This window comes from Streptomyces sp. NPDC079167 (genome assembly GCF_040686735.1).
In the GTDB taxonomy this organism is placed as follows: Bacteria; Actinomycetota; Actinomycetes; order Streptomycetales; family Streptomycetaceae; genus Streptomyces.
On sequence record NZ_JBFBLO010000038.1, the window covers coordinates 1 to 11,810 of the forward strand.

At 70.2% G+C, this 11,810-nt stretch carries 1 protein-coding gene and 1 pseudogene; both read left to right on the forward strand.

Annotation, left to right across the window (positions count from 1 at the left end; genetic code table 11):
• A partial coding sequence (locus AB0P41_RS35575) for a beta-ketoacyl reductase (RefSeq protein ID WP_365936153.1) occupies window positions 1–1,191 on the forward strand: 1,191 nt, incomplete at its 5' end.
• Between the two features lie 98 nt (window positions 1,192–1,289).
• A pseudogene (locus AB0P41_RS35580) lies at window positions 1,290–11,810 on the forward strand (SDR family NAD(P)-dependent oxidoreductase); the annotation flags it as partial.

Sequence of the window (11,810 nt, forward strand, 5' to 3'; positions counted from 1 at the left end):
GGCGCCGAGGTGGTGGTCGCGGCGTGTGATGTGAGTGATCGGGATGCTCTGGCGGGGCTGGTGGAAGAGGTCGAGGCGGCCGGAAGCCCGGTTCGGGCGGTGTTCCACGCGGCGGGGGTCGGTCAGATGACCGGTCTGGTGGGTATGACCGCGGATGAGTTCGCGGGTGTGCTGCGTGCGAAGGTGACGGGTGCGGACAACCTGGACGCGGTCTTCGGTGACCGGCCCCTGGATGCGTTCGTGTTGTTCTCGTCGATCAGCGCCGTCTGGGGCAGCGGCGGCCAGGCGGCCTATGCGGCGGCCAACGCGCATCTCGACGCCCTGGCCGAGCGGCGCCGGGCCCGCGGCCTGACCGCGACCTCCATCTCCTGGGGCCCCTGGGCCGAAGGCGGGATGGCCGAGGGCACGACCGAGGACCTGCACCGGCACGGACTCGTCGCACTCGCTCCTGCCCGAGCGGTCGCCGAGCTGCGCCAGGCGCTGGCCGAAGACGAGACCACCCTCACGGTCGCCGACGTGGATTGGGAACGCTTCGCACCCGCGTTCACGACACGGCGCCCGAGCCCTCTTCTGGGTGAACTTGTAGACGCACGCGCGGCACTGACGCAGGTGCAAGCAGCGGCGGACGTCGGCCCTGACGACGCGGCGATACGCCTGAGGGAACGGCTGTCCTCGGCCACCGAGCCGGAACAGCACCGCATCGTGCTCGAACTCGTGCGGGGCGAGGCGGCGCGGGTGCTGGGACACGAGTCGTCCGACGCCGTGAAGCCCCGACGGGGCTTCGTGGAACTGGGCTTCGACTCGCTCATGGCCGTCGAGGTACGCAACCGGCTGTCTTCGCGTACCGGGCTCCGCCTGCCGACCACGCTCCTCTTCGACTTCACCTCGTCCGCGGCGCTGACGGAGCACCTGTGTTCCGAGCTGGCCCAGGACATGTCGGCCGCGGCCCCGGTCGCCTCGGCCATCACCGAGTTGGAACGGATGCTCTCGGGGCTGCCCGACACAGGCGTCGACCGTGAGGACATCACGGAAAGACTCCAGGGCCTGTTGGCTACGTGGGGCGGCCCCCAGGCACGTGTCACGTGGTCGGACACGCTCACGCCGACGACCGTCGAGGTGGATCCCGCGCTGGACGCGGCCACATCGGACGAGATTTTCGACCTCATCCAACGCGAATTCGGCAAGTCCTGAACGGCAGTTGTTGACGCGCGTGCAAACCATGGCTTTCTCAAGGGGCGGTGCTGTTTCCGATGGCGAGTGAAGAGAAACTCCTGGATCACCTGAAGTGGATGACCGCTGAGCTTCGGCAGACGAAGCAGCGGCTCCACGAGGTCGAGTCCGAGGGCCAGGAGCCGATCGCCATCGTCGGCATGAGCTGCCGGTTCCCCGGTGATGTCCGCTCGCCCGAGCAGTTGTGGCAGTTGGTGGCTGACGGCTCGGACGCGATCGCGGGCTTCCCGTCGGACCGCGGCTGGGACACGGACGGGCTCTACCATCCCGATCCGGACCACCCGGGCACGACCTACGCCGACCAAGGCGGCTTTCTCAGTTCCGTCGGTGACTTCGACGCCGAGTTCTTCGGGATATCACCGCGTGAGGCGCTGGCCATGGACCCGCAGCAGCGTCTGCTGCTCGAAACGGCCTGGGAGGCGCTGGAAAGGGCCGGTATCGACCCGGTGTCGCTGCACGGCAGCCGTACCGGTGTCTTCATCGGTTCCAATGCTCAGGACTACGCCGCGCTGCTGCACAACGAAACGGCAGAGCTCGGTGGCTACCTCGCCATCGGAAACGCCGCGAGCGTCATGTCCGGCCGGATCGCCTATGCCCTCGGCTTCCAGGGACCGGCCGCGACCGTCGACACCGCGTGCTCGTCGTCGCTGGTGGCTCTGCACTGGGCGGCCCAGGCCTTGCGCCAGGACGAGTGCTCCATGGCGTTGGTGGGTGGGGCGTCGGTGATGTCCACCCCCGGTGCCTTCCTGGAATTCTCCCGGCAGCGTGGTCTGGCGGCTGACGGCCGGTGCAAAGCTTTTGCCGAAGGAGCCGACGGCACCGGCTGGGGCGAAGGCATAGGCATGCTGCTGGTGGAACGGTTGTCGGACGCCCGCGCCAACGGACACCCTGTCCTTGCCGTCATCCGGGGCTCTGCGATCAATCAGGACGGGGCGAGCAGCGGTCTCACCGTCCCCCATGGGCCGTCTCAGCAGCGGGTGATCCGGCAGGCGCTGGCCGACGCCGGAATGTCTCCGGCCGACGTGGACGTGGTGGAGGCCCACGGCACGGGAACCCGGCTCGGCGACCCGATCGAAGCGCAGTCCCTGCTCGCGACCTACGGCCAGGACCGACCCGAGCACCGGCCGCTGAGGCTGGGATCGCTCAAGTCGAACATCGGTCACACCGCCGGTGCGGCCGGCGTGGCCGGTGTGATCAAGATGGTGATGGCGATGCGGCACGGCGTGCTGCCGCAGACCCTGCACGTGGACGAGCCTTCGTCCCACGTGGACTGGTCAGTGGGAGGCGTCGAGCTGCTGACGGAATCGGCGGCCTGGCCCGAGACGGGACAGCCACGACGGGCGGGCGTGTCGTCGTTCGGGATGAGCGGCACCAATGCGCACGTCATCCTCGAACAGCCCGAAGAAGCGGCAGAGCAGGTGCTGCCTGCGACCACCGTGCTCCCGGTCGTTCCGTGGATCCTCTCCGCCAAGTCCACCTCGGCCCTGGCCGAACAAGCCGCTCGTCTGCTCGCCTCCCACGACGCGACGGCGCACAGCGTCGTCGACCTGGGTTACTCCCTCGCCGTGGCACGGACCGCGATGGAAAGCCGGGCAGTGCTCCTGGGCGCCGACTCGGAGAGCCTCCTGCGCCAGGTTGCGGCACTGGCCGACGACCCGCGATCCGCCGACGTGGTCACAGCCACGGCGATCGACGACAGCCCGACCGCCGTGCTGTTCTCGGGTCAGGGTGCGCAGCGTTCCGGTATGGGGCGTGAGTTGTACGAGTCCTATCCGGTGTTCGCGGATGCGTTCGATGCGGTGTGTGCGGAGTTGGACCGGCATCTGGATCGTCCGGTGCGGGATGTGGTGTTTGCGGGTGGTGAGCTGCTGGATCAGACGCAGTTCACGCAGGCGGGGCTGTTCGCTCTTGAGGTGGCGTTGTTCCGCCTGGTGTCGGCGTGGGGTGTGAGGCCGGACTATCTGCTGGGTCATTCGATTGGTGAGTTGTCGGCTGCGCATGTGGCCGGGGTGCTGTCGCTGGAGGACGCGGCGAAGCTGGTGGCGGCACGGGGCCGTCTGATGCAGGGACTGCCGGCGGGTGGGGCGATGGGTTCCCTCCAGGCGACCGAGGACGAAGTTCTGCCGCTGCTGACCGGCGACGTGTCCATCGCTGCGCTCAACGGGCCGTCTGCGACCGTGATTTCCGGTGACGAGTCCGCTGTTCTGGCGATCGCCGCTCACTTTGAGGCGGAGGGTCGTAAGACCAAGCGGTTGCGGGTGAGCCATGCGTTCCATTCGCCTCGTATGGATGCCATGCTGGAGGACTTCCGTGCGGTCGCGGAGACGCTGACCTTCCACCAGCCCGAGATCGGGATCGTCTCCAACGTGACCGGTCAGGTCGTGTCGGGCGACGAGATCTGCTCTGCGGATTACTGGGTGCGCCACGTCCGTGAGGCGGTCCGTTTTGTCGACGGGATGCGCTCCCTCCAGGAGCAGGGTGTGACGGCGTTCCTGGAGTTGGGTCCGGACGGTGTGCTGTCCGCGATGGGCCAGGAGTGCGTCGAAGGTGCGGCGTTCGCCCCGGTGCTGCGAAAGGACCGCGACGAGGCGACGGCACTGGTCACCGCACTCGCAGAGCTACACGTACGCGGAGGGTCCGTCGACTGGGCGGCGTACTTCGCCGGCACCGGCGCCCGACGAATCGACCTCCCGACGTACGCCTTCCAGCGTCAGCGGTACTGGCCGAAGAACACCTGGCCTCAGACCGGGGACGTGGCCGGACTCGGGCTGCGCACCGGCGATCATCCGCTGCTTGCCGCCGCGGTGGGGCTGGCGCACACCGATGAGTTCCTTTTCACGGGGCGACTGTCGCTCCAGACGCAGCCATGGCTGGCCGACCACGCCGTCATGGGTTCGGTCCTGCTGCCGGGCACCGCCTTCGTCGACCTGGCCCTGCACGCGGGCGACCACGTGGGATGCGAACTGGTCGACGAGCTGACGCTGCAGGCTCCACTGGTGCTCCGCGAGTCGGCAGGTGTCCAGCTGCAGGTAGTGGTGGGCACCCCTGAGGCCGACGGGCGGAGGCCTGTCAGCGTGCACTCACGCCCTGGGGAGGCCGATGCCGAGGAGAGCGACTGGACCCAGCACGCCACCGGACTGCTCGCGCCCGTCGACGCCGCTGTCGAGACCGCCGCAGAATCCTCGGTACGGGAGTCCTTGCGGATCTGGCCGCCGCGCGACGCGACGGAGATCGATGCCGAAGGGCTGTACGAACGACTCGCCGTCCAGGGTTTCGGTTACGGTCCGGCCTTCCAAGGGCTGCAGCGGGTCTGGCGCCGTGGCGAGGAGGTCTTCGCCGAAGTGGCGGTGGCCGACCTCGACGTCGCCGGGTTCGGCGTGCACCCGGCACTGCTCGACTCCGCTCTCCACTCCCTCGCTGTGGGCGGTCTGCTGGGCAGCGACGGACCGGATGGCCCGGCGAGCGCTGAGCGGCGCGGTTGGCTGCCGTTCTCCTGGAACGGGGTGTTCCTCCGCGCCACCGGGTCCACCACGCTGCGGATGCGGATCGCGTCCACGGGCCGCGACAGCACGATGTCGCTCGTCCTGGCCGACGCTGCCGGGCAACTCGTCGCGCACATCCAAGCGTTGACGCTGCGCGAGGTGACCGCCGAGCAGTTCGACGACCGGCATCGCGCCACCGCGGACTCGCTGTTCCAGCTGAGCTGGGTCGAGGTCGCTCAGGACGCGCCCTGGCCGGAGCAGGGTGGTGAGGCGCCGTCCTGGGCCGTGCTGACAGCCGACGGTGCCGGCCTGGGCCTCGACGGCTGCGACTCGTACGCGGACATGACCGCGCTGACCGCCGTCCTCGATGCGGGCGCCGCCGCACCGGACGTCGTACTGCTCGGAACCACCGACAGCGCGGCCGAGGACGCCGACGTGCTCGGAGCCGCGCACCGAACAGCACACCGCACGCTCAGGGTCCTCCAGGAATGGCTCTCCGAACCGCGCCTCGACGCCTGTCGGCTGGTCGTCGTCACCCGCCGGGCCGTCGACACGGGCGGCGACACGAACGCCGCCTCCGACCTGTCCGCCGCCCCCGTCTGGGGCTTGCTGCGGTCGGCACAGTCGGAGAACCCGCAGCGTTTCGTCCTGCTGGATCTGGAGGAAACGGCGGGGCCCGACGTCGGTGTCGTACGCCGTGCCATCGCCAGCGGCGAGCCGCAGCTCGCCGTGCGTGGGGGAGTGCTCCTCGCCCTCCGCTTCGTTCGGTCCGGGCAGGACGGCACACTGCTGCCGCCTGTGGACGGCACGGCCTGGCGGCTCGACAGCATGAGCAAGGGGACGCTCGACGGACTGCGGCTGCTGCCCCACCCGGAAGCGCGCAACGAGCTCGAATCCGGCCAAGTACGCGTGGCCGTACGTGCGGCGGGGCTCAACTTCCGCGACGTCCTCATTGCCCTCGACATGTATCCGGGACACGCCACGATGGGCATCGAGGGCGCCGGTGTCGTGGTGGAGACCGGTCCCGGGGTGACCGGTATCGTGCCCGGTGACCGGGTGATGGGCCTGCTGAGCGGCGGTTTCGGCCCCACCGCGGTGACCGATCACCGCATGATCGCGAGGATTCCCGACGGGTGGTCGTTCACCGAGGCCGCCTCGGTGCCCATCGTGTTCCTCACCGCCTACTACGGTCTGGTCGACCTTGCCGCACTCCAGCCCGGGGAGTCGGTCCTCGTGCACGCCGCAGCGGGCGGTGTGGGCATGGCGGCCACACAGTTGGCGCGTCACCTCGGTGCCGAGGTGTTCGGGACGGCCGGCCCGGGCAAGTGGGACGCCCTGCGAGAACTCGGCCTGCACGACGAGCACATGGCGTCCTCGCGCACGCTCGAGTTCGAGGAGCAGTTCCTCTCCGCCACCGACGGACGTGGCGTCGACGTGGTGCTGGATTCCCTCGCCGGGCCTTTCGTGGACGCCTCGCTGCGGCTGCTGCCACGCGGCGGGCGGTTCGTGGAAATGGGCAAGGCGGACGTGAGGGACCCGGAAACCGTCGCCCGCGCCCACCCGGGGGTGGCCTACCAGGCATTCGACGTCATCCAGGCCGGGCCCGAGCGGATCGGCCGGATGCTGGCCGAGGTCGTCGCGCTGTTCGAGAGCGGGGCACTGCGTCCACTTCCGGTGCGGACCTGGGATGTCCGCCGGGCACCGGAGGCCTTCCGCTTCCTCAGCCAGGCCCGCCACATCGGAAAGGTCGTGCTCACCGTTCCGCAGCCGCTCGACCGCGACGGAACCGTGCTTATCACCGGCGGCACCGGGTCGCTCGGCGGCGTACTCGCCCGGCACCTGGTCGCCACGCACGGCGCCCGGCACCTCGTGCTGGCCGGCCGGAGCGGCCCTGACGCGCCCGGCGCGCGGGAACTCGCAGCCGAACTCACCGAGCTCGGCGCCACCGACGTCACCCTGGCCGCCTGCGACGTCTCCGACGCCGACTCGCTCGCCGGCCTTCTGGCCGCCATCGACGAGGAGCACCCGCTGACCGCCGTGGTCCACGCCGCGGGTGTGCTCGACGACGGCATCATCTCCTCACTCACCGGTGACCGTCTGGACGCGGTACTGAAGCCCAAGGCGGAGGCCGCCTGGCATCTGCACCGGCTGACCCGCGACCTGGACCTCGCAGTGTTCGCTCTGTTCTCCTCCACCTCCGGACTTCTGGGGGCGCCCGGCCAGGGCAACTACGCGGCCGCGAACGCCTTCCTGGACTCGTTGGCCCAGGTCAGGCGGAGGGAGGGGCTGCCCGCGACCTCCCTCGCCTGGGGTCCGTGGGAGCAGGCCGGCGGCATGATCGACCGGCTCCGCGGGACGACTGCTGGCCGCAGCGCCCGAGGCGGACTGACCAGTCTGTCGGCGCAGGAGGGCGCGGCCCTGTTCGATGCCGCCGTCGCCGTGGACGAGGCCGTTCTCGTACCGATGAAGCTCGACGCGACGTCCCTGCGCGGACGGGCGGAGGAGCCGTCCCTCTTCAGAGGGCTGGGACTCGGAGGGCGCAGGTCCAACAGGCGCAGCGTGGCCTCGGCGGCCATCGAGGTATCGACGCTCACCGAGCGGCTGAGGGGACTGGACGAGTCCGAGCAGACGCGGGTGCTGACGGACATCGTCAGCGCACAGGCGGCAGCTGTTCTCGGACACTCGGACGCGGACGCCGTACGCCCCGGCCGGGCTTTCAAGGAGCTCGGCTTCGACTCCCTCACCGCCGTCGAGCTGCGCAACCGCCTGGGTGCGTCGACCGGACTACGGCTCCCCGCATCACTGATCTTCGACTACCCGACCCCGGCCTTGCTGGCCGGCCACCTCCACAGCGCCCTGGTCGAGACGCCGGGATCCCCCGCGTTCGCCGATTCCGCCGTACGGAACGGAGCCGCGGACACCGACGAACCGATCGCGATCGTGGCCATGAGCTGCCGCTACCCGGGCGGCGTGAACTCACCCGAGGACCTCTGGGACCTCGTCGCCACCGGCACCGACGGGATCTCCGGCTTCCCGACCGACCGGGGCTGGCGGCTGCCGTCCCCCGACGACGGCTCCGACCTGCCCCACGAGGGCGGGTTCGTCCACGACGCAGGACACTTCGACGCGGCTTTCTTCGGGATCTCACCGCGCGAGGCGCTGGCGATGGACCCGCAGCAGCGGCTGCTCCTCGAAGCGGCCTGGGAAGCGTTCGAGCGGGCCGGTATCGACCCCTCGTCCGTACGCGGCAGCCGCACCGGTGTCTTTGCCGGAACGTCCACCTCCGGGTACGCCACATCGCTCGACCAGCTTCCCGAGGGCGTCGCCGGACATGTGCTGACCGGCACAGCAGGCAGTGTCGTCTCCGGCCGGGTGGCGTACACCTTCGGCCTGGAAGGGCCGGCGGTGTCGGTCGACACCGCGTGTTCCTCCTCGCTCGTGGCGCTGCACCTCGCCACGCAGGCACTGCGGTCGGGCGAGTGCTCCCTGGCACTGGCGGGCGGCGTCATGATCATGGCCGACGAGGGGATCTTCGCCGAGTTCGGCGGGCACGGCGGCCTCGCCGTGAACGCCCGCTGCAAGGCCTTCTCCGACGACGCGGACGGCACCGCGTGGTCCGAGGGCGCCGGGCTGCTGCTCCTCGAACGGCTCTCCGACGCGCGGCGCAACGGCCATCAGGTCCTGGCGGTGGTGCGGGGCAGTGCGGTGAACCAGGACGGTGCGTCGAACGGTCTGACGGCGCCGAACGGCCCGTCGCAGCAGCGGGTGATCCGGCAGGCCTTGGCGAATGCCGGTCTGTCGGCTGCCCAGGTGGACGCGGTGGAGGCGCACGGTACGGGGACGAGGCTGGGTGACCCGATCGAGGCGCAGGCGCTGCTGGCGACGTACGGACAGGGCCGGCCGGACGGCCGCCCTCTCCTGCTGGGCTCGCTGAAGTCGAACATCGGACACGCACAGGCTGCTGCCGGAGTGGCCGGCGTCATCAAGATGGTGATGGCGATGCGGCACGGTGTGCTGCCGCAGACCTTGCACCTGAACAAGCCGTCCCCCCAGATCGACTGGTCGGCCGGGGCCGTCGAGCTCCTTGCCCGGTCGGTGGCGTGGCCGGAGAAGGACGAGCCCCGGCGGGCCGGTGTGTCGTCGTTCGGGATCAGTGGTACGAACGCGCACGTCATTCTTGAGCAGGCTCCCAGCGAGGACGTGACAGGGACGCCGACGGACGGGACCCCACCGCTCAGCAGTGCGGCACTGCCGTTCGTGCTGTCCGGGAAAACACCCGACGCGGTGGCGGAGCATGCGGTCCGGCTTGCCGGTCTGCTGGACCGGCAGCCCGGATCGGCCTTGCAGAACGTGGCGTGGTCGCTGGCCACCGCCCGTACCAGGTTCCCGCATCGTGCGGTGCTGGTTGCCGGCGACGTCGAGGAACTCCGTTCCGCTCTGGGTGCCCTTGCGGAGGGACGTTCCGGGCCGGGGGTCGTGCGGGGTGTCGCTGCCGATGTGACGCGTCCGGTGCTGGTCTTCCCGGGGCAGGGTTCGCAGTGGGTGGGTATGGCTGCGGGTCTGATGGAGTCCTCGCCGGTGTTCGCGGAGCGGGTCCGTGAGTGTGCGGCGGCGTTGTCGGTGCATACGGACTGGTCGTTGCTGGGTGTGTTGCGTGGTGATGCGGGTGCGCCTGGGTTCGACCGGGTTGATGTGGTGCAGCCGGTGTTGTGGGCGGTGATGGTGTCGCTGGCCGAGGTGTGGCGGGCGGCTGGTGTGGTGCCTGCGGCTGTGATGGGTCATTCGCAGGGTGAGATCGCTGCGGCGTGTGTGGCTGGTGGGCTGTCCCTGGAGGACGGTGCACGGGTCGTGGCGCTGCGGAGCCAGGCGATCCTGGAACTCTCGGGTTCGGGCGGCATGCTGGCTGTGGCAGACTCCGCCGATCTGGTAGCCGAACGGCTCGCCCGGTGGGAGGGCCGCCTGGCGGTCGCAGCGGTCAACGGGCCGACCTCCGTGGTGGTCTCCGGCGACGCGGACGCGCTCGACGAGTTCCGGGATGCATGCAGGGCCGACGGGGCGCGGGCCAAGCGCATCGACGTCGACTACGCCTCGCACAGCGCGCATGTGGAGCGGATCCACGACCGGCTGCTGGAGGTACTGGCAGACCTGACCCCGCGCACTTCGCAGGTGCCGCTGTACTCCACGGTGACCGGAGAACTGCTGGACACCGCCGGTATGGACGGTGAGTACTGGTACACCAACCTGCGCCGGACGGTCCTGCTGGAGAAGGCGACCCGAGCGCTGGTGAGTTCGGGGCACGGTGTGTTCGTCGAGGTGAGCCCGCACCCCGTACTCACCATGGGTCTGCAGGAGACCTTCGCCGCCGCCGGTTCCGATGCCGTGACCCTGGGCACGCTGCGCCGTGATGAGGACGAGGCCCGGCGTTTCACGATGTCGCTGGCCGAGGCGCATGCGTACGGGGCCGAGCTGGACTGGCATGCCCTGTTCGAAGGACGCGGCCCCCAGCGTGTCGACCTGCCGACGTACCCCTTCCATCACCAGCACTACTGGCTGAAGTCGGCCCCCGGGCAGGGGCGCGACATAGCGGCGACCGGCATGCGGCCCGGAGGGCATGCCTTGCTCTCCGGAACGATCAGGCTCGCCGATTCCGACGGTGTGGTGATGACGGGCAGGCTGTCGGTAGAGACGCACCCCTGGCTCGCCGACCACGTCGTTCTCGGTTCGGTGCTGCTCCCGGGCACGGCCTTCGTCGACCTGGCTCTGCACGCCGCTGACCAGGTCGGATGTGAGCTGCTGGAGGAACTGACGATCGAGGCTCCGCTGGTCGTCCCGGACTCCGGCGCGATCGTGCTCCAGGTCACGGCGACACTGCCGGACGCGTCGGGCCGTAGCAATGTGCACGTCTATGCGACGCCCGCCGACGCACCGGAGGACGCGTGGACCCTGCACGCCTCCGGAACGGCGACGCACGCAGAGGCGCCGACGAGCGACGGTCTGAGTGAGTGGCCGCCGGCCGGGGCGCAGGCGCTCGCCGTCGACACCCTGTACGAGTCGCTCACCGAGGCCGGCTACGAGTACGGTCCGCTGTTCCAAGGGCTGCGGGCTGCCTGGCGGCAGGGCGACGACGTCTACGCGGAGGTGGCCCTGCCGGACGGCGCCGCCGTCGAGCAGTTCGGGGTGCACCCCGCTCTGCTGGACGCGGCACTGCACGCCATTCGCTGGTCGGCGACGCCTGACGCCGGAGGTGAGCCGGGCACCGTCGAGCTGCCCTTCGCCTGGAGCGGCGTCACGCTGAGCGCGATCGGCGCACGTGCACTGAGGGTCCGGATCCGGCGCGTTCGGTCCGGAGTCTCCGTGCTGCTGGCCGACGGAACGGGCTACCCGGTCGCTTCCGTGGACACGCTCGCGCTGCGTCCCGTCGGGCCGGATCAGCTGAAGCCCTCGGAACATGCGCTCGGCGACGCGATGTTCCGGGTCGAGTGGGTGGCGAAGCCGATGGGCTCCGCGGACGACCTTCCCGATATCGCTCGCCACGCGGACGTGGCTTCCGCGGACACGGTGCCGGGCGTGGTGGTGGTGTCGTTCGGGGGAGCGGGTTCCGATGACGTGGACGCCGCGTCCCGGGCACACGAGATCGCAGGCAGGGCACTGGAGTTCGTCCAGGAATGGCTGGGCGATGAGCGGTTCGCCGATGCCCGCCTGGCGGTGATGACACAGGGGGCGGTCGCCTGCGACGGCGACTCTGCGCCGGATCCGGCACAGGCTGCCGTCTGGGGACTTGTGCGGGCCGCCCAGACGGAGCATCCGGGCCGGTTCGTACTGATTGATGTCGATGCCGATGAATCCGCTCTGTCGGCCGCGGTGGCGTCGGGCGAGCCTCAGATGGCTGTGCGTGGGGGCGAGCTGTTCGTGCCCAGGCTGGTGAGGGTGCCCGCAGGCACCGATGGGTGTGCTCCTGAGGTCGGTGACGGCACCGTGCTGGTGACGGGCGCCGGCGGTGTGCTGGGTGGTGTGGTGGCGCGCCATCTGGTGGTGGAGCGTGGTGTTCGGCACTTGTTGCTGGTGAGTCGTCGGGGTGGGGATGCTCCGGGTGCGGCC